16 protein-coding genes are annotated in these 19,273 nt (G+C 70.8%); 6 read left to right on the forward strand and 10 right to left on the reverse strand.

The window, feature by feature from the left end; all coding sequences use genetic code 11:
- Positions 1-8: 8 nt before the first annotated feature.
- Positions 9-1,520 (reverse strand): hypothetical protein, encoded by a 1,512-nt coding sequence (locus A3G1_RS32835; RefSeq protein ID WP_157640862.1) that lies wholly within the window; start codon positions 1,518-1,520, stop codon positions 9-11.
- Between the two features lie 171 nt (positions 1,521-1,691).
- On the opposite strand from A3G1_RS32835, the gene A3G1_RS0102790 reads away from it, so the two are divergent.
- Complete coding sequence (locus A3G1_RS0102790; protein WP_018347938.1) at positions 1,692-3,071, forward strand: aldehyde dehydrogenase (NADP(+)); 1,380 nt, start codon at positions 1,692-1,694, stop codon at positions 3,069-3,071.
- A gap of 201 nt (positions 3,072-3,272) precedes the next feature.
- Here the strand turns inward: A3G1_RS0102790 and A3G1_RS0102795 are convergent, their stop codons facing one another.
- The 5 genes from A3G1_RS0102795 to A3G1_RS0102815 all read right to left on the reverse strand — a co-directional run bounded on the left by A3G1_RS0102795 (position 3,273) and on the right by A3G1_RS0102815 (position 7,899).
- The gene (locus A3G1_RS0102795) at positions 3,273-4,442 is read right to left on the reverse strand and encodes an ABC transporter substrate-binding protein (protein ID WP_026211749.1); all 1,170 of its coding nucleotides are present in this window, start codon (positions 4,440-4,442) and stop codon (positions 3,273-3,275) included.
- 91 nt (positions 4,443-4,533) lie between these two features.
- Positions 4,534-5,247, reverse strand: coding sequence for an ABC transporter ATP-binding protein (locus A3G1_RS0102800; RefSeq protein ID WP_018347940.1), 714 nt, complete (start codon positions 5,245-5,247; stop codon positions 4,534-4,536).
- A complete protein-coding gene (locus A3G1_RS0102805) occupies positions 5,244-6,005 on the reverse strand; it encodes an ABC transporter ATP-binding protein (RefSeq protein ID WP_018347941.1) in 762 nt (253 codons plus the stop codon). The genes A3G1_RS0102800 and A3G1_RS0102805 overlap by 4 nt, the downstream gene beginning before the upstream one ends.
- Positions 6,002-6,997 carry a branched-chain amino acid ABC transporter permease gene (locus A3G1_RS0102810; protein ID WP_018347942.1) on the reverse strand — a complete coding sequence of 332 codons (996 nt, stop codon included), beginning with the start codon at positions 6,995-6,997 and terminating at the stop codon, positions 6,002-6,004. The genes A3G1_RS0102805 and A3G1_RS0102810 overlap by 4 nt, the downstream gene beginning before the upstream one ends.
- Positions 6,994-7,899 carry a branched-chain amino acid ABC transporter permease gene (locus A3G1_RS0102815; protein WP_026211750.1) on the reverse strand — a complete coding sequence of 302 codons (906 nt, stop codon included), beginning with the start codon at positions 7,897-7,899 and terminating at the stop codon, positions 6,994-6,996. The genes A3G1_RS0102810 and A3G1_RS0102815 overlap by 4 nt, the downstream gene beginning before the upstream one ends.
- A 306-nt stretch (positions 7,900-8,205) precedes the next feature.
- Here A3G1_RS0102815 and A3G1_RS42065 point away from each other — a divergent pair, with 306 nt between their 5' ends.
- From A3G1_RS42065 to A3G1_RS32840, 5 genes are all read left to right on the forward strand, one after another.
- Positions 8,206-11,796: a sensor histidine kinase gene (locus tag A3G1_RS42065; protein WP_040477508.1), complete on the forward strand. Its 3,591-nt coding sequence runs from the start codon at positions 8,206-8,208 to the stop codon at positions 11,794-11,796.
- Positions 11,793-12,200 carry a roadblock/LC7 domain-containing protein gene (locus A3G1_RS0102825; protein WP_018347945.1) on the forward strand — a complete coding sequence of 136 codons (408 nt, stop codon included), beginning with the start codon at positions 11,793-11,795 and terminating at the stop codon, positions 12,198-12,200. Before A3G1_RS42065 ends, A3G1_RS0102825 begins: the two co-directional genes overlap by 4 nt.
- Positions 12,201-12,239: 39 nt before the next feature.
- Positions 12,240-12,602, forward strand: coding sequence for a DUF742 domain-containing protein (locus tag A3G1_RS0102830; RefSeq protein ID WP_018347946.1), 363 nt, complete (start codon positions 12,240-12,242; stop codon positions 12,600-12,602).
- Positions 12,583-13,188 carry a GTP-binding protein gene (locus tag A3G1_RS0102835; RefSeq protein WP_018347947.1) on the forward strand — a complete coding sequence of 202 codons (606 nt, stop codon included), beginning with the start codon at positions 12,583-12,585 and terminating at the stop codon, positions 13,186-13,188. Before A3G1_RS0102830 ends, A3G1_RS0102835 begins: the two co-directional genes overlap by 20 nt.
- A gap of 206 nt (positions 13,189-13,394) precedes the next feature.
- Complete coding sequence (locus tag A3G1_RS32840; protein ID WP_018347948.1) at positions 13,395-13,895, forward strand: chloramphenicol phosphotransferase CPT family protein; 501 nt, start codon at positions 13,395-13,397, stop codon at positions 13,893-13,895.
- Between the two features lie 46 nt (positions 13,896-13,941).
- Here the strand turns inward: A3G1_RS32840 and A3G1_RS0102845 are convergent, their stop codons facing one another.
- The 4 genes from A3G1_RS0102845 to A3G1_RS0102860 form a co-directional block, all read right to left on the reverse strand.
- Positions 13,942-14,325: a roadblock/LC7 domain-containing protein gene (locus tag A3G1_RS0102845; protein WP_018347949.1), complete on the reverse strand. Its 384-nt coding sequence runs from the start codon at positions 14,323-14,325 to the stop codon at positions 13,942-13,944.
- Positions 14,326-16,446, reverse strand: coding sequence for a transposase (locus A3G1_RS32845; protein ID WP_425411373.1), 2,121 nt, complete (start codon positions 16,444-16,446; stop codon positions 14,326-14,328).
- A 50-nt stretch (positions 16,447-16,496) separates the two neighbouring features.
- Positions 16,497-17,348: a hypothetical protein gene (locus A3G1_RS0102855; RefSeq protein ID WP_018347951.1), complete on the reverse strand. Its 852-nt coding sequence runs from the start codon at positions 17,346-17,348 to the stop codon at positions 16,497-16,499.
- A 147-nt stretch (positions 17,349-17,495) separates the two neighbouring features.
- A complete protein-coding gene (locus A3G1_RS0102860) occupies positions 17,496-19,133 on the reverse strand; it encodes an enoyl-CoA hydratase-related protein (RefSeq protein ID WP_026211752.1) in 1,638 nt (545 codons plus the stop codon).
- Between the last annotated feature and the right edge of the window lie 140 nt (positions 19,134-19,273).

Consider the following 19,273-nt stretch of genomic DNA (forward strand, 5'->3'; position numbering starts at 1 on the left):
ATGGCGGACTACGCTGGCCGTGGGACGCTGAGCGGGGCGCTGGGCTCGTAGATCAGGTATCCGGCCACTGCGGTGCAGGGTACGCCTGCCGCCCGCGACCGGAAGATCTCACCTTCCCGCGAATTCTCCGGGAAGACGTAAGCCGGCCGCCTGGTTTCCTCGAGTGTTTTCCGATACCCCGGTACGCGGTCATATGCCGGGCCCATGTCGGGTGCGACAGTTGCGCAGATGATCCGTTCCCGGGTGGCGAAGGCGAGCCGGTTGCACGTCCAGTACTCGGTGTAGATCCGGGTGATGCCCCGCTCGCCGAGTGCCGTGACCAGCCGGCCCAGTGCCCGGTCGGATTCCCGGGTCTCGGCGGTCTTGCGGGCTGCGCCGTAGGTCGCAGCGACGGACAGCAGGGCGACGGCGCCCAGCACGGCGAGCCGGAGCAGGCCGTTGACCCCGCCCCTGGTCCGGCTGCCCGGCGACGCTGCCGAGCGGAAAGCCCCAGTCCACAGTGGCCAGAGTACGGCAGGCATCGATACCAGTAAGCATGCGAGGTAGCGTGCGCTCTCCCGGGGAGTGTTCACGGCCGAGGGGCTCTTGACGAACCACGCGATGGTGACCAGGCCGGCGATCACGAGCGCCAGCTGGGCCCACTGCTTGTTCCGCCAGGCCACACAGCCGGAGACGAGCAGCAGTACCGGCACCAGGACGCCCCACCAGCCGTACGTCTCCGGCGGGCACGAGTACTGCGGGCACACCCCGGTCGCGACCGGCACCCCGATCAGGAGCCCGCCTTCGAGGTGCCCGCCCAGCCCTGCCCCGGCGGCCTGCCCGGCTCCGGCGTTGCTGAGCTGGCCGAAGACCTCCCAGCTGCGGTCACCGGCCCGGGCGGTGAGGTCGTGGACGATCAGCGGGAGCGCGCCGAGGACGACACCGCCGGCCAGCTCGGCGGCTCGCCGGATGGTCAGCCTGTGCCGGACGAGCATCAGCACACCGGCTGCGGCCACGTACGGCAGCCCCAGCCAGTCGTCCCACAGCAGGAAACCCGCGAGCAGCCCGAACAGCAGGTACCAGGGCTTCCGCCCCGCCGCGATCAGCATCAGCGCCGCTGCGACCGGCACCAGCTCCGGGTACCCGCCGCCCGACACGAGCTGGTTGTACGCGATCCGGTCGGAGCACAGGGCGAACAGGCCGGTCATGGCGGTGGCGAACCAGGGCGTGTAGAGCTGGGCGACCAGCCGCCACATGAGGAACAGGAAAGCCGCGTAGAACAGCAGGTTCGGCAGCCGGAGCGCGAGGGTCGACGGGCCGGCGAGCCAGAACAGCGGCGCTGCCAGGTACGCCTCGATCGCGCCCATGTAGTGCTGGCCGTAGAAGTACACCGGGAAGGCCTTGCCCTGGCTGATGTGCAGGGCCATCAGCCCCATCGTCGCCTCGTCGCTGTTGGAGCTCCACGGGGTGCCGAGAAGGAGGAGGATTGCCCGGTACGCGACCCCGGCACCGCCGAGCAATAATGCGATTCGTCCCGCCATGCGCATCACTGTAACTTTGCTCCCCTGGCCGGCCATAACCCAGAAACCTCCCCGGCCCGGACCCGGAGGCCGGCAGGTACCCAGTTCGGCGCGGAGCGACTATCGTTCGGTAGAGCAAACGTTCGTTCGGTATGGGCGAACAACCGAAGGCCGACCAGCAAGGAGACCCACGTGGTGCACACGCACGTGCAGGACGTAGACACGGCCGCACGGGCCGCTGCCGCCGCCGCGCCCGAATTCGCCGCCCTGCCGCTGACCCGGCGGGCCGGGCTGCTCCGGGCGGTCGCCGCGGAGCTGCGCGCCGAATCCGCCGCGATCATCGCCGCCGCCGACGAGGAGAGCCACCTCGGCGTGCCCCGGCTGACCGGCGAACTGGAGCGCACCTGCGTCCAGCTCGAGCTCTTCGCCGACGCCGTGCAGGCCGGAGCCTTCCTCGAGGCGATCATCGACCACGCCGACCCGGCAGCCAAGCCCGCACCGCGCCCCGACCTGCGCCGGATGCTCGCCCCGCTCGGCCCGGTCGCGGTCTTCGCCGCCAGCAACTTCCCGCTCGCCTTCTCGGTGGCCGGCGGCGACACCGCCTCGGCGCTCGCCGCAGGCTGCCCGGTCGTCGTGAAGGCCCACCCCGGCCACCCCAGGACCTCCGAGCTGGTCGCCTCGATCCTCGCCCGCGTGCTGCCGACCGGCGTCTTCGGCATCGTCTACGGCTTCGAGGCCGGCCCGGCGCTGGTCCAGCACCCGGCGATCAAGGCCGTCGGGTTCACCGGCTCGCTGGCCGGCGGCCGGGCGCTGTTCGACCTCGCCTCAGCCCGGCCCGAGCCGATCCCGTTCTACGGCGAGCTCGGCTCGCTCAACCCGGCCGTCGTCACGCCAGCCGCCATCGCCGAACGCGGGCAGGAGATCGCCGAGGGCTTCATCGGCTCCTTCACGATGGGCTCCGGGCAGTTCTGCACCAAGCCGGGCCTGCTGTTCCTCCCGGAGGGCCACGGCCTGACCTTCGACCTGACCGCCGTCACCACCGGGCAGCTCCTCACCGAGAACATCGAGAAGGGGTACGCCGCCGGCGTCACCGACCTCGCCGCGGCCCCCGGCGTCCGCCAGCTGGCCGGCCCGGCCCCCGCCCTGTTCACCGCGCCGGCCGCCGCCCTGACCGGGCCGCTGCTGGAGGAGTGCTTCGGGCCGGCCTCGGTGATCGTCGAGTACGCCTCGCCGGCCGAGCTGCTGTCCGTCCTCGGCACCCTCCCGGGCAGCCTCACCGGAACCGTCCACACCGGAGCCGACGACGACGTCGCTCCGCAGGTGCTGCCGGTACTGGCCGGGCTCGCCGGCCGGGTCCTCGTCAACGGCTGGCCGACCGGCGTCGCCGTCACAGCGGCCCAGCAGCACGGTGGCCCCTGGCCCTCGGCGACCACGTCCATGTACACGTCCGTCGGCGAGACCGCGATCCGCCGCTTCCTCCGCCCGGTCGCGTACCAGAACGTCCCCGACGCCCTCCTCCCCGAAGCCCTCCAGGAGTCCAACCCGCTGGGCATCCCCCGCCGGGTTTCCTAGTCCCCACATGATCGTGGGACCCCTCATGCTGCTATAGCGACATGAGGGGTCCCACACGCTTGTCTTCCACGTGACGCTGGGCAGTGCTCGGGAACAGTGGCGCGCGGCGGGTGCCTGGCAGCGGGTACAAAGAAAGTGGTTGTGATCTGAAAAGAAGCGCCGGGTGATGACCGCCCGGCGCTTCTTCGTACTATGTGGAGCCTAGCTGGCCAGACGCCATTCGCCGTTCCGGACGACGACGATCTTCAGAGCCTCGGCCTGGAGGCCGGAGTGGTTCTCCGCCGTCATCTTGATCGGGCCGGTCATGCCGTCGAGCTGGGCCTTCTCCAGCGCGTCGCGGATCTTGTCCGGGTCGGTGGTGCCGGTGGACTTCACCGCGTCGGCGATCATCTGCACGGCGTCGGCGCCGAAGGACGCGAAGCCGGAGTAGGTGCCGTAGGCGGCCGAGTAGTCCCTGAACCACGCCTTCTGGGCGGTGACCTGCGGGGTGGTCGCGACGGCGTCGTTGATCGCCAGGATGCCCGGGAACACCATGTGGGTGCCCTCGGACGCGCTCTGGGCGCCCTTCACGAACAGCTCGGCGCCTGCGCCGGCGTCGAGGTAGACCTGGCCGGCCGGGTACTTCGCGGTCTGCAGCGCCTGGGCGATGAGGCCTGCGGCGGGCATGACGGCCCAGACCACCACGGCCTCGGGTTCCTTGGCGACGACCTTGCCGACCTGGATGGTCATGTCCTTGTCGTCCTGGCCGAACTCCTCGGCCGCGACGATCTCGATGCCCTTGGCCTTGGCCTTCTCGGTGACCTTGGCCTTGCCGTCCTGGCCGTAGACGTTCTGGACGCTGATCAGGCCGATCTTCTTGATCCCCTTGCGGTGCAGCTCGTTGACGATGGCGTCAGCGTCCTCGGCGGGGTTCGGCGAGATCTTGAAGACGTACTTGGTGTTCGGGTCGCTCGGTGCGGTGATCCCGCTGGCCGAGCCGAGCGCGATGACCGGGGTCTTCTTGGTCGTCGCGGTGGCCTTGGCGTTGACGATGCACGCGCTGCACCCACCCGAGATGATCGCGGAGACCTTCTCGTTGTCGATGAAGTGGTTGACGTTCGCCAGGCCGACGTCGGGCTTGGTCTGGTTGTCCCTGATGATCAGCTTGATCTTGCGGCCGCCCACCCCGCCGGCGTCGTTGATCTGCTTGACCTTGAGGTTCAGAGCCTTCTCGAACGTCGCGCCGAGCACCTGCGTCGCGCCGGACAGCTCGATGCTCGCGCCGATCTTGATTTCGCCCGCCGGCGTGTCCTTCTTCTCAGCAGCACAGCCGCTCATCGCGACAAGTACCACTGCGGACAGTAGTGCGCCGAGCATGCGGGGTTTGCTCACGGGTGGTCCTCTCCGTTATCTCCCCAAGTCAGGTTCGCTCGGGATGCTAGGTGCGACTTTCGCAAGTGGTCAAGGGTCCACTACAGACTGTTCACACTGTTTCGCCCAGGTACGCCGTGCGGACACGTGGGTCGGCCCGGAGTTCGTCCACGGGACCGGAAACCGCCACGGTGCCGCGATCGAGCAGGTAGCCACGGTGCGCGACCTTGAAGGCCGCGTGCGCGTTCTGTTCCACCAGGACCAATGTGGACCCTCGCCGAACCAGTTCACAGAGGACGGTTGTGACCTCGGTTACAGCCTTCGGGGCTAGACCGAGGGAGGGCTCGTCCAGTAGGACCACGCTCGGCTGAGCCATCAGCGCCCGGCCGATCGCCAGCATCTGCTGCTCGCCGCCGGACATGGTGCCCGCGGCCTGCGTGCGCCGTTCCCGCAGCCGTGGGAACAGGTCGTACACCTCTGACCTGGTCTTGTTCCGGTCGGCGGGCTTGCGGTGGTAGCCGCCGAGCGTCAGGTTCTCCTCGACGGTCAGGCCGGCGAAGACCTTGCGGCCCTCCGGTACGAGCACGAGCCCGTCCCGCGAGCGCTTCTCGGCAGCCCGGCGCGTCACGTCCTTCCCGTGCCACCGCACCGAGCCGGACCACGGGGTGATCAGGCCGGCGATGCTCTTCAGCAGGGTGGTCTTGCCGGCCCCGTTGGAGCCGATCAGCGTGACGGCCTCGCCCTCACCGACGGTCAGCGAGACGCCGTGCAGGGCCTCGATCCGGTCGTACCCGGCGACCAGCCCCTCCACTTCCAGGACAGTCACTCTTCTTCTCCCAGGTACGCCGTCCGCACGGCCGGGTCTGCCGTCACCTGCGCCGGGGTGCCGTCGGCGAGCAGCGCGCCACGGTCGAGCACCAGTACCCGGCTGCTCACGCTCATCACGCTCGCCACGTCGTGCTCGACCAGCACCACGGTCATCCCGTCGGCGGCCAGCTTGGCGAACAGGTCGGTCAGGTCGACGCTCTCCGAGCGGGACAGGCCGGCCAGCGGCTCGTCGAGCAGGAGTACCCGGGGCCGGCCGGCCAGCGCCCGCGCGATCTCGACCCGGCGCTGGAGCCCGTAGGGCAGGCTGCTGGCGACGGTGTCCGCGTACGGCGTCAGCCCGACCTGGTCGAGCAGCCCGGCGGCGGTGGCCCGGACCTCGCGGTGCATCCGCCGGCCGGACGGCAGCCCGAAGATCCCGGCCAGCGCCGAGGCCCAGTGCCCGGGCAGCTGGGGGACCAGCACGTTCTCCAGCACGGTCAGCGAGCCGAAGAGCTGGAGGTTCTGGAAGGTACGGGCCACGCCGTGCCGGGCGACCTTGTCGGCGGTCAGGCCGGAGACGACCTGCCCGTCGAGCCGGATCTGGCCCGAAGTGAGCCGCCCGACGCCCGACAGCGCGTTGAGCAGGGTGGTCTTGCCGGCCCCGTTCGGGCCGATCAGGCCGACCACGCCGCCGGTGTCGTGGCGGAGGGTCACGCCGTCGACGGCGACCACGCCGCCGAACCGGACGGTCACCTGGCTCAGTTCCAGCGTGGTCATGCCCGCGCTCCTCTCAGCCGCCGCCACAGCGAACCGGCGCCGCCGGCCAGCCCGCTGGGCAGGAACAACACCACCAGCACCAGGCACAGCCCGTACACGGCGATCTCGAACTTGCCGTGCGCGTTGGGCAGAATCTCCGGAATGTAGAGCTTGGACATCTCGGAGAGGGTCAGCACGCAGAGCGCGCCCAGCGGCGGGCCCCACACGGTCCGCAGGCCGCCGACCGTCGCCATGACCAGCAGCATCACCGAGTCGAGGATGCTGAACATGCCCGGGTTCACCGCGACCTGCCAGTGCGCGTGCAGGGCGCCGGCCAGCGCCGCCAGGCCCCCGGCCAGGCTGAAGGCCGAGCGGCGCAGCGCGGAGATCGAGATGCCGCTGGACGCCGTGCCGATCGGGCTGTCGCCGAGCGCGGTCAGCACCCGGCCCACGTCGGAGCGCAGCACCGAGTCGACCAGCACCACGGCCACGAACAGCACACCGGCCAGGATGTAGAACATCTGGAGGTGGTCGGTGATCCCGAACAGCGGCTTGAGCCCGGTCAGGCCGCCGTTGGCCCCGGTGAACTCCAGCTGGTTCACCAGGAAGCCGATGGCCAGGCCGAAGGCCAGCGTCGCCAGGGCCAGGTAGTGCCCCTGCGTGCGGAAGATGAACAGGCCGACCAGCCAGGCGACCCCGGCGCCTGCCGCCACGCCAGCGACGACGGCCACCAGGACAGGCACGTGGAACTTCAGGGAGAGCAGTGCCGAGGTGTACGCCCCAATGCCGTAGAACGCCGCCTGCCCCATCGAGATCTGCCCGGCCCGGCCGGTCAGCGGCACGAGCCCGAGGCCCGCCAGCGCGCCGAGGATCACCAGGTTCGCGACGGCCATCGTGTAGAACGGCAGGCGGGTGAAGACGGCAGGCACGAGCAGCAGCGCGGTGACGAACAGCGCGTACCCGAGCAGCCGCTTGGCACCGGGCCTGGCCAGCAGCGAGGTCAGCCCGGTCATACCTTCACCACCGAGGCGCGGCGCAGCAGGCCGGTCGGCCGGAACAGCAGCACCGCGAGCAGCAGGCCGAAGCCGATCGTGTCCTTGTACTCCGTGCCCGCGTACCCGATCACGAAGGTCTCGACCAGCCCGAAGGCCAGCCCGCCCGCGATCGCGCCTGCCGGGGAGTCGAGCCCGCCGAGTACCGCCGCCGCGAAGCCCTTCAGGCCCAGCGCGATGCCGACCGTGGTGTCCGGCTGGTTGAGCGGGGCGAGCACCGTGCCGCCCAGCGCGCCCAGCCCGGCGGCGAGACCGAACGCGAGCAGCGCCATCCGCTGGGGGGAGATGCCCATCAGGCGGCTCGTCTCGGGGTCCATCGCGGTGGCGCGCATCCCGGTACCGAGCGTGGTCCTGGTCAGGAACTGCCACATGGCGACGACGGCCACCCCGGTGATCGCCGCGCACCACAGGTACTGCGTGTCGACCGGGACACCGAGGATGTCGACCGAGCGCTCCTCCAGGCTCTGCCCGCTGAACCGGGGCGCGACGTACGGGTCGGTGCCGAACGCGAGGGTGGCCAGGCCCTGGATCGTGATCGAGGCGCCGATGGTCAGGATGATCAGCCGGTCGTGGCCAGCCTTGCGGGCGGGCGCGATGACCAGGAGATAGACCAGGATGCCGATCAGGGTGGTGATCGCGAGGGCCAGCAGTGCCGCTGGGAAGAGCCCGAGCTGGCTGCCAGCGGGGTCCGCGAACTTGCCGGCCAGCAATGCGAACAAGATACCGCCGAGCATCACGAAATCACCCTGGGCGAAATTAATCACTCCAGTCACTTGGAAAACAAGTGCGATACCCAGTCCGACCAGTGCGTACGTCGTTCCGGTTGCGAGCCCGACGAAGACGATATTTACTAGTTGCTCCATGTTGTTCCCGCCGGGAGAAAGATCACCTAGAACCCGGTCATCTTGTCGCCACGGCTGGACGTGCGTCAAGGTAACGCCCAAAGGGTGTCATCTTCCTGGGCGCATGATTACGTACCGGAGTTATTCGGTCACTTTGCGTCATGAATTGGGCCAATGATGGCCAGGAATGGATGCACAGCCCGTCAAAGTGGACCGTAGGGCTCTTTCTCTTTGCCGCAGGCCGTGATGGAATCTCGGGGGCTCGGCAAACGGGTGGGAAGAAGTCGAGTACGCCGAGCGCGCGTCGGGAGGACGTCTGTTGTGAGCATGCCGACCACCAAGGGGGCGGTCCCTGGGGCCACCCGCCGTGGCCGTTTTCCCCGGCTCCGTGATTTCCGGGTCCGCTCCAAGCTCGGCCTGATCCTCGCTGTGCCGATCACCGCCATCGTCACGTTGTCTGCCGTCAACCTGGTCGACGCCGGCCAGCGCGCTGACGCGGCGGACGACGTGCGAAGCCTGGCCGTCCTGAGTACCCAGGCCTCCGGTGTCGTACACGCGCTCCAGAACGAGCGCACGGCCGCTGTGAACCTGCTGACGCAGACCAGCGACGACAAGCCGTTCAATGGCCGCAAGACCAGTACGACCGGCGCGATCGCCGAGTACAAGGTGCAGCGCGACTCGATCGGCAAGACCACCACGGTCATCGGGAACCGGCTGAAGACCATCGACCTGGAGATCGCCAAGCTGGAGGCGCTCCGGCAGGCCGTCGCCAAGGGCACCACCGGCGATCAGGGCATCTCCATCGGTGACGCGATGTTCCGGTACGACCTGTTCATCGACAGCCTGATCGACCTGCGGAACGCGGTGTGGCAGGCCTCGGAGGAGTCAGCGGTCACCGACGAGGTCCGCGCGTCGGCCGCGTTCTCCCGCGCGAAGGAGTTCGCGGCGCAGGAGCAGACCATCGTCCTCGGCTCGCTGTACCCCGGGCCAGGCAAGGTCACCGGCCAGGCCTCCCCGGCCCAGTTCCGCGCCTACCAGGTGTCGACGTCCGGCCAGCAGGAGGCGCTGCGCGAGTTCTACGCCGCAGCCAGCCCCGGCCAGCGCGCCGCCGTCGAGCGGATCGTGCGCGGCCAGGAGGTCCAGGAGGTCGCGGCGCTCGAGAGCAAGCTCGACGAGACGCTGGCTGGCAAGGACATCCCGATCATCCCCGCCGTGTGGGTCAAGTCGACCACCGGCAAGCTGGAGAAGATGCGGGAGGCGGAGAAGCTGCTCGACGAGTCGGCAGCCGCGGCCGCGACCACCACGGTGAACACCGTGCGCCGCCAGGTGATCACCGAGGCCTCCATCGTGCTGGCCACGCTGCTGCTCGCCGTCGTGCTGGCCCTGGTCGTCGCCCGCTCGATGGTCCGCTCGCTGCGCCAGCTCCGTGAGGCAGCCATCGGCGTGGCCTACGAGGGCCTGCCCAAGGCCGTCGCCAGGCTCCGTGACCCGGAGGTGGCCGGCGAGGCCAACCCGGAGACCATCGCCGCCCAGCTCGACGACCCGCTGCCCGTGCGCGGCCGTGACGAGTTCGGCCAGGTGGCCCAGGCGTTCAACGTGGTCCACCGCGAGGCCGTCCGCGTCGCGGCGGAACAGGCAGTGCTCCGCGCCAACGTCGCGACGATGTTCGTCAACCTGGCCCGCAGGTCCCAGATCCTGGTCGACCGGCTCATCGGCCACCTCGACCGGCTGGAGAAGGGCGAGGAGGACCCGGACCGGCTGGCAGCGCTCTTCCAGCTCGACCACCTGGCCACCCGAATGCGCCGCAACGACGAGAACCTGCTCGTTCTCGCCGGTGCCGACTCGACGCGTATCCAGCGCGACCCGGCCCCGCTGGGCGACGTGCTCCGTGCCGCGCAGTCCGAGGTCGAGCACTACACCCGGATCGAGTTCGGCGTCATCGAGCGCGATATCGAGGTCGCGCCGCACGCGGTCAACGACCTCGTGCACCTGATCGCCGAGCTGTTCGACAACGCGACGGCCTTCTCCCCGCCGGACACCGCCGTCGTGGTCGACGCGCGCCGGGTCGGCGAGCGTGCCGTCCTCCAGGTCGAGGACCGGGGCATCGGCATCTCCGCCGAGCAGATCGCCGCGCTCAACGAGCGGCTGGCCTCGCCGCCGATGGTGGACGTCGCCGTCTCCCGGATGATGGGCCTCGTCGTGGTCGCCCGCCTGGCGCACCGGCACACGATCCGGGTCGAGCTGACCCCGGCCCGTGAACGGGGCATCGTGGCCCAGGTGACCCTGCCGGCCGAGGTGCTGGCCGGTGCGATGCCGCGCCAGAACACCCGCAACACCCCGGCGGCCCTCGCAGTACCCGCCGCGCCGCTGGCCCTGGACACCGCTCCGGCCCGCAACACCGGCTCGCTGTTCGCGCAGAACCCGGCACCAGCTCCCGGTACGCCGGGTGTCGGCGGGATCGCCGCCGCGCTGGGGGGCCGGACGGACCAGCAGCAGAACGGTGCGGGTACGGGCTTCGCGGCCTTCGGCCAGCCCCCGGCTGCCGCCGCGCCTGCCAGTGCTGCCCGTCCCGTCCCGAGCTGGCACGACCTGACCGGAGCCGACCAGCCCCCGGCCGAGGCCGAGGCCCCGGCGGCACAGGCTCCCGAGGTACCGGAGACCCCGGTCAACCCCATGACCCGGGAACTGCCGGTCCGCAGGCCCGGCGCGACCGTGGACTCCTCCGGGCAGTTCCCGATGGTCCCGGCGCCCGCGAACCAGCAGGCCCAGCAGCCGCCGCGCGACATCGTGGACGCGGAGATCGTGGAGGAGCCGGTCCAGGCGACCACCGTGATCCCGCGTCAGCTCACGGCTTCCCCCGAGGCTGTACCGGTACCGCCGGCCGCAGCCCCGGAGCCCCAGCCGGAGCCGGAACCGGTCCAGCCGGCTCCCGAGCCCCCGGCCGAACAGCCGACCCTGCTCGGCCTGCTCGCGCCGCCCGGGCCGAACGCCCCAGTGCCGAACGCGGCAGTGTCGCCGTTCGCCCCGCCGGCCCCGCCCGGAGGCAACCGGCCGGACGTGACCTTCGAGATGCCGGTGGTGTCTCGGCAGGAGGCAGCAGCCGAGGCCGAGGCCGCCGAGCCGGTGTCCGCCGAGCACACCCAGGCGATCCCGGTGATCCAGCCGGCCGCCCAGGTGGCCGAGGTAGCTGCAGAAACCGCCGTCACCCCGGAACCGCAGGCAACTACGGCTGTGGAGCCGGAGGCAGCCGGGCAGCCGGTGGAGGCCGCGCAGCAGGTACCAGAGAAAACTCCGGAGACGGCGCCGGCGGCCGACGCACTCACCTCGGAATTCCGCATCATCAAGGTGGAAGCCGCAGAGGAGCCCGAGGAACTTCTGATCTTCCGCGAGATGGAGTCGGCGTGGTTCACTTCGGCGGGACACGTCCCGGAGTTGCACTCCGAGCCGGAACCGTGGTCGTTCGGCGAGGAGCCCGTCGCGGCCACCGGGCCGGACACCGCACCTGACCCAGCCCCAGCACAGGAGGCGCCCGTGACGGCAGAGCCCGTCCAGCCGGCCCCGGCCACCCCGGCCAGGGTCAGCCCGGCACCACCGCCTGCGGCTACCGCGCCCGCCCAGCGCTGGCAGACCGCCGCCGACGGCGGCTGGGCCGCGGCGAGCGCCGCCTCGGCACCGGCGGCCGGTGGCACCACCGGCACCGGCCTGCCGAAGCGCGTCCCGATGGCCCAGCTCGTGCCGGGCGGGGTCTCGACGGGCACCACATCGATGGAGAAGCGGAACCCAGAGGCGGTCCGCGGCCTGCTGTCCGCGTACACCCGGGGTGTCCAGCGCGGCCGGAAGCGGCAGCCGGGTGAGCCCGAGCAGCCGGAAACGACCACTCAGAACAGCAAGAACGGCCCAGGCAAGGAGAAGGCATGACCGCCCAGATGGGGATTCAGGATCTCAGTTGGCTCCTGGCGAGCTTCGCCGACCGGGTGCCCGGAGTCGTGCACGCCGTGGCGGTGTCAGCGGACGGCCTGCTCCTCGCCGCCTCGCGGGACCTGCCGCGTGACCGGGCCGACCAGCTCGCCGCGATCGCATCCGGCCTGGTCAGCCTCACGCAGGGCGCTGCCAGGTGCTTCGAGGGCGGCGCCGTCCTGCAGACCGTGGTAGAGATGGACAGTGGTTTCCTGTTCCTGATGTCGATTTCGGACGGTTCCTCGTTCGCGGCGCTCGCCGCGCGGTCGTGCGACGTCGGCCAGGTGGGATATGAGATGGCACTGCTGGTGGACCGGGTCGGCGAGGCGCTCACGCCCGCTCCCCGCCCGGCTGCGGTGAAGTAACACAGAGATTCCGACGAGTCGGGGGAGTGAGGCAGCAGCATGGTTGAGCGTGAAGAGCCGACCGGGGCGCTGGTCCGGCCGTACGCGGTCACCCGTGGACGCACCCGGCCTCGGCTGGAGATAGCACTGGAAGCGCTGGTCGAGACGACCGACCGGGGCCGGCGGGAAGGGCTGGTGTTCGGCAGCGAGCAGCAGAACATCGCCGGGCTGTGTGCGAGCGGGCTCCAGTCCCTGGCGGAGATCTCCGCCCGGATGGCCCTGCCGCTGGGTGTGACCCGGGTGCTGGTCGCGGATATGGCCACGGATGGTTTGGTCGCAGTGCACGCGCCGTCCCCTATGGACAGTGGCGCTGTCGGCACGGATTTGCTGGAGCGAGTGTTGAGTGGACTTCGGAGGCTCTGACGTGACGTACGACGTGTCCGCTGCCCCTGGCAGAGTGACCTCGGCGAAGATCGTCATTGCCGGAGGTTTCGGCGTCGGGAAGACGACGCTGGTGGGATCGGTTTCGGAGATCACTCCGCTCACCACCGAGGCGATCATGACCTCGGCGAGTGTGGGCGTTGACGATAACAAGGACGTGCCAGGCAAGGTCACCACGACCGTCGCCATGGACTTCGGCCGCATCACCATCGACAAGGACCTGATCCTGTACCTGTTCGGCACGCCGGGCCAGACCCGTTTCTGGTTCATGTGGGACGAGCTGGTCCGCGGCGCGATCGGCGCCGTGGTCCTGGTCGACACCCGCCGGCTGGCCGACTGCTTCGCGGCGATCGACTTCTTCGAGCACCGCCGCCTGCCATACCTGATCGCGGTCAACGCCTTCGACGGCGTGAACTTCCACGAGCTTCAGGACGTGCGCGAGGCCCTGGCGATCTCGGAGGACATCCCGGTGATCCAGACGGATGCCCGCAGCCGCGAGGCGACGAAGCAGACCCTGATCACCCTGGTCGAATACGTCCTCTCCATGCGGAAGGTGCCGACCCGCTGAGAGTGAATCTGGCAAGCGAAACGGCTCCCCACGTACAACACCGGTACGAGGGGAGCCGTTTCGCTTGCCAGATTCACTCTCAGCGGGCCACCGCGCCTTAGGTCAAGAGCAAGACCTTTTTGTTGTACCGGGGGATGAGCGCGGGTATGAAGCTTCTGTTGTCGGATGAGTTGCATCCGGAGGTTCTTGGGGCCGGGCTGGGGCGGGTGATCCTGCTGAACGGTACGTCGAGTTCGGGGAAGAGCACCCTGGCGGCGGCGTTGCAGGAGGAGCTCGACGAGCCGTACTTCCATGTCGCCGTCGACCAGTTCCACCGGACGCGGGCCCGGAAGGACTGGACGGAGGAAGAGTTCCAGCCGGTGTTCCAGCGGACGGTGCTCGGCTTCCACCGGGTGGTGGCGGGGATGGCCTCGGCCGGGAACAACGTGGTCGCCGACCACATCCTCGGTGGTGAGGCGTGGCGGATGGCGGACTGCATGGCGGTGCTCGACGGGTACGACGTGGTGGTCGTCGGGGTGCACTGCGCCCTGCCGGAGCTGGAGCGGCGCGAACGGGAACGGGGTAACCGGGGGATCGGCCGGGCCGCCTTCCAGTACCCGATCGTCCACACGGGAATGAAGTACGACGTCGAGGTGGACACGGGCGCGTACAGCCCTGAGGAATGTGCTCAGCAGGTCAAGGCGTACTTGACGGCCAGAAGCACCTGAGGTTTTTCCAGCCCGGCACACAACTCGCGCCCACCCAACCCCAGCGCTACAGCATCGTTTCCAGGAGCGGGCGGACGCGGTCGACGAACTGGCCGACCTCGTAGCCGATGCGTTCGCGGTCGGCGGTGCTGACCGCGAGCAGGGTGAGGCCGACCCGGGGAGCGACCGGGGTCGCGACCACCACGCCCATCGCCATCTCCACGATCACCTGGTGCGGCGGGCCGAAGCCCATCACCTGCCCGGCGCCGTTGGCGATGCTCAGCAGGCCCGCGCCGATGCCGGCCAGCTGCTCGGCCCGGTCGGGTGGCAAGCCGGGGGAGACAGCGACCGGTACGCCCTCGACGGAGGCCAGGGCGGCGTGTGTCAGGCCAGGTGTGTCCGTGACCAGGGTGCCGAGGAGGCTACCCAGGCTGCTCGCATAGAAGTCCACTTAGGATTCGAGTCCTCGCCCGCGCTGCCAGCCCTTGAAGTAGCCGCTGGTGTGCGCGGCGATCTCGGCCGCGTCGCGGCGCACCGGCCGGGGCGGCCGGTCCACGGCGAGCGGGCCTGCGCTGCCCGGCACCAGGTTGGCCTGGGGAACCCGGCGCGGCAGGCCGCCACCGGTCGTGCCGCCCACCTGCGGGCGGCTGGCCTGCTCGGCCGCGCGCCAGCCGGCGTCGGCGGTGCCGCCCCAGTCGAACTCGGCGTCCGGGTCCGGGTCGGTGAACCAGGCGGACTTCGCCGCCGAGAAGATCAGCAGGTCGCCGTCGCCGCGCTCCTCTGGTACTGGCACGGCGCGGGTCTCGGCCGCCTGGCGTCCGGCCCGGGTCCGGCGGGCCGGACGGGAACCCTGCGGCTCGCCGACCAGGCGGAGCGGGCGCTCCTCCGGCAGCGGGGGCAGAGCTGGCAAGTCGGCCGGGGGCGGCGGCGGGGCCAGCAGCGGGTCCTCACCGGACGGGCCGAGCAGCAACTGCGGCTCCGGCCCGGGCATCAGCGAGCCGTCGGTGAAGGTCGGCTTGCGCGGCGGGGCCGGCTCGCGCAGCGCGCGGTCGGCCAGCGGCGGCGGGTCCACCAGCCGGAGCGCGGGCGGCTCGGCAGGCAGGTCGTCGTCCTGCCACGGCGGGGCGACCCGGCCAGGCTGCCCGCTCAGCGGCGGGGAGGTCAGTGAGGACGGCGCGATCGGCACCTGCGGGGCCAGCGAAGCCGGTGCCGGTGGCAGCGGCGGCAGGGCCTGCAAAGGCTGCGGGTCCGGGATCTCGCGGGCGACCGGCGGCTGCATCGGCATCACGCGCGGCGCGAGCCCCTCGGGCTGCGGCTCGGGCGCCGGGGGAGCAGGCTGGGCCGGGGCTGGCTCGGGGCCACGGCGGCGGCCAGCGGAGGCGGCCGGGCCAGCCGCTGCGAACGCGCCGGACAGGTTGCGCCTGGTCCGGCCGCCGCTCGCCGCTGGCTCGGCCGGCAGCGGGGTGACCGGGGCAGCCTTCGCCGGCTGCTTCTGCGCCGGGGGCCAGGCCGGCGCGACCGGCTCTGTCCACTCCGGAGCTGCCTGGGCGGCGATCGGCTCGGGAACGGGCGGCGGTGTCGTACCGGGGAAGACCGGCACGATGCTCGGCGGTGGCGGAGGCAGCTGCTGCGCGGGACGGTGCTGCGGCTCCGGCTGCCCGGGGCCCGGCACGACGGGTACGGCCGGGGCGGCAGGCACGACGGTCTGTGCCTCGGTGGTCGGAGTGTCGGCTGCGGCGCGGGTCGCGGCACGGCGGCGCGGGGCCTGAGGCCGGGATGGCAGGCCGGGTGGCTCCAGCCGGTCGTTCAGCGCCTCGACCAGCGCTGCGGCACCGGCCTCAGCGGCCTTCACCGCAGCGACGGCCTGGCGTACGGCGGCGGCGACGGCAGCAGTGGTCGACCGGCCGAGACCGGCCTTGCGCGGGGAGTCGGTGACCGCGACGCGGAGTGCCTCGATCGCGGCCTCGACGTCGGTGGCCTCGGCGGCCAGCCCCTCGTTCACCAGGGAAGCGGCGAGCTGGGCCGGCTTCACCCTGACCGGGAGGCCCGGCTCGGGCAGCGAGTCGAGCACGGCCAGCGGCACGACACCGGCCGGGTCGCGGAAGGCGCGCAGCGCCGCCGGGTACAGCTCGCGGAGGACGTCGCGCAGTGCCGACGAGCTGGCCTGGCGGCCGCTGATCAGCGCGGAGTGCGCGGCGAGGACGGGACGCAACGCCGCCAGGTCGCGGGGTGCTGGATGCGGGGTCGGCAGCAGCGCGCCCCGCTGGAGTGCTCTGGCCAGCAGCTCCGCGCCGCCGGTCTCGTGGTCGGCCTCGCTGTCGATCACGGAGCCGGGCTCGGCGAACGCGACCAGCCGGCCGGCCGCGGCGAACAGCCTGGCGATGATCCGGGTCTCCGCGTCGGCCGCGATGGGCACGGACGCTGGCGCGGCGGTGTGCTCGGCGAGCAGGCCGACCACGCGGCCGTAACCGGCCGGGTCGTCAGTCACCTCGATGCCCGCCAGCACCCGGCCGGAGTCGTCGACCACGACGACGCCGAGCCGATCACCAGCAGTTGCCAGTCCGCAGTACACGCCCAACGAAAGCCACCTCCAAGGACTACAACGATGCTCCCTGGTAAGGGTCAGTCGCGCCAGTCTGTGACCGCAGAGATCTTGCCAATGATCGTGCGCCAGGCCAGTGCGGCCTGTTCTGCCCCGATTTTCTTGGCCTTGCGCTTGGCGAAGAACCCGCCGACGCCGCCCTCGGCCGTCTTGCGCAGCGCCTCGTCGAGGTCGTCGAGCGGGGAACCGGGGGCCATCGCGGCCTGTACGGCCTCCAGCTTCAGCGCGTGCCCGAGGTCGCGGGCGATCTCGCCGGCCGAGATGATCAGCTCGGCGTCCCAGGCGTCGTGGCCACCGCGCAGGTTCTCCACGACCAGGTCCAGCTCGTAGGCGTCGTCGTCGGCCGGGGCGACCCTGTCGGCCTTCATCGAGCCTGCCAGCTTCTCCCACTTGGGCAGCCAGGTCAGGTCGTGTGCCGCGTCGGAGCTGACGAAGTCCGCGAGGCCCTCTGGCGAGCGGAACAGCAGCAGCTTGCCCCGGCGGCTCAGGAAGACCGGGATCTCCTCGGCCTCGGGGACCTTGGCCTCCTCGGCCTCGTCCTCGTCAGAGTCCTCATCGGAGGCGTCGGCGTCCTCGTCGAGCTCTTCCTCGAGCTCCTCGCCGAGGTCCTCGGCCTTGTCCTCGCTCTTGATGACCTTGCGGCGGCCGGCGGGCAGCTCCTCGCCCTCGTCGACCCGGATGACCAGGCCGCCGTCGGCCGAGCCCTCCTCGGTCTCCTCGGCCTCGCGCTCGAACTCCGGCACCTCGTCGGACATCCGGTAGGCCCGCAGGGTGTACCCGACGCCAGAAGGCAGGGCGAGCTGCACCGGCTCCACGCTGAACTCCGCCCAGAACTTGTCGACCTGGGCAGTGCGCTTAAACTCGTTATCCACAGCGTTATCCACAGTCTGGCCGGTGGCCGTCGAAGGTCTCCGGCAAACCTTATAGTGCCAAGCCCAGCGAGGGCGACCGTGGCTGGACATTTTCGGCTGGGACCCCTCAAGTCGCTATAGCAGCATGAGGGGTCCCACGATCATGGGTCAGAGCCGGAGCCTGCCGGGCGTGCCGGGCGGCCTGAGCTTGTGGATGAAAGCTGACCGGGCCGCGGTGAACCCGCTGCGGTCGTCGAAGAGGTCCTTGGCCATCTCGGCGAGTTCGGAGACCTCGTAGTAGTCGAGCGGGCGCTCGGCGAGCTTCTGCGCGTCGGCGACGCTGCGCAGTGCCGCCGGCTCGGCGTACCGGGCGGCGAGCGCCGACAGCCACCCGTCGAACACCTCCGGCTCGCCAGGCCCGACGATGTCGACCAGCCCGAGGCCCAGCGCGCGGCTGGTACCGATCGGGAGTTTCTCGTCGAGCAGTGCCGCCGCGCGTTCCGGCCCTATCCGGTGCGGGAGGGTGAAGGTGTGCAGCTCGGAGCCGTAGAGGCCGATGTCGTAGTACGGGTTGAGGATGACGCCCTCGCGCGCCACGACCACGTCGGCCCCGAGCGCCATCATCACCCCGCCGGCGCCGGCGTTGCCGGTGAACGCGGCGATGGTGAGCTGGCCGGGTGACTCGATGAGCGCACGGCAGGCCGCGTTGATCGCCCGGATGTTGTCCCACGCCGCGCCGGCCGGGTCCTCGGCCGCCTCGATCTCGCCGAGGTGGATGCCGTTGCAGAAGACCTGGTGGCTGCCGCGGAGTACGAGGACCTTGGTGTCCTGCTGCGCCGCGTGGCGGAGGGCCGCGGTGAGCCGGTGGCACTGCTGGGTACCGGCAGCGCCGTTGTAGAACTGGAATGTCAGCTCGCCGACCGGGCCACGCCGCCGGTAGCAGATCTCGTCGGGCCCCTCCTGCATCCGGGGAGCCTCGGACGGGACGACGGTGGTGGCCGGGAGCTTCACGCCGCCGGGCTTCCTGAGCTGCCCGATCCACACCGAGCCGCGCCCGGCCGCGACCAGCAGGTGCCCGGCACGCTGCCCGATGATCTGCCCAGGTGTGCCCGATGGCGCATCGGCACTGGCTGTACTGGCTGTACTGGCGTCGAACGCGTACACGTCCTGGCCCGCGATGACGGTGCGGACGCCCGGCCAGCCGTCGGCGGCGCGGATCCGGCGGACGATGTCGACCGCGTCGTCAGCCCAGTCGAAGCTGCGGGCCTCCTGCTTCAGTACCGGGCGGAAGCTCGTGCCGGGGATGGGGCGGCGGATCTCCGCCAGCGGTACCGGATGGAACTCGGGGTTCTGCGCGTGCTGGACCACTTCCAGGGCGCAGGCGACGGCAGCCTCCGTGATCTGCCCGTTGTAGAGCGCTGACTTGCGGGGCGGCTCGGACGGCATGGGGAAGGTGCGGTGGGCCCAGATCGGCCCGGCGTCGAATTCCTCGACGGCCTGGAGTGCCGTCACGCCCCAGGACGGCGCGCCGTCCATGATCGCTCTGTCCAGTGAGGAGGGTCCCTGGTCGCCGGGCGGCCCGGGGTGGATGATGACCGTCGGCCATTTGCGCCAGATCTCGGCGGGGACCCGCTCCTTGAGGAAGGGGCAGAGGATCAGGTCCGGCTGGGCGGCGTGCACGCTTTCGGTGAGATCGTGGCCGCCGAGGCTGAGCTCGACGGAGACCTGGTGGTCACGGGAGCGCAGTTCGTCCCAGATGCGCTGGGTGAGGCCGTTGAACGCGGAAACCAAGAGGAGTATGCGCACGGATACCGAGCGTAGGAGAGATACGGAACGTGCACCAGGAGTCACAAGACGAATTGGCACAGTCTGCACTGGGAACTGTTTCGCCCGGCAACAGGCCCGGCGGGCGGAGGACTACCAGGTCCTCCGCCCTCAGTAGACAA

This window comes from Longispora albida DSM 44784, assembly GCF_000379825.1.
GTDB lineage: Bacteria > Actinomycetota > Actinomycetes > Mycobacteriales > Micromonosporaceae > Longispora > Longispora albida.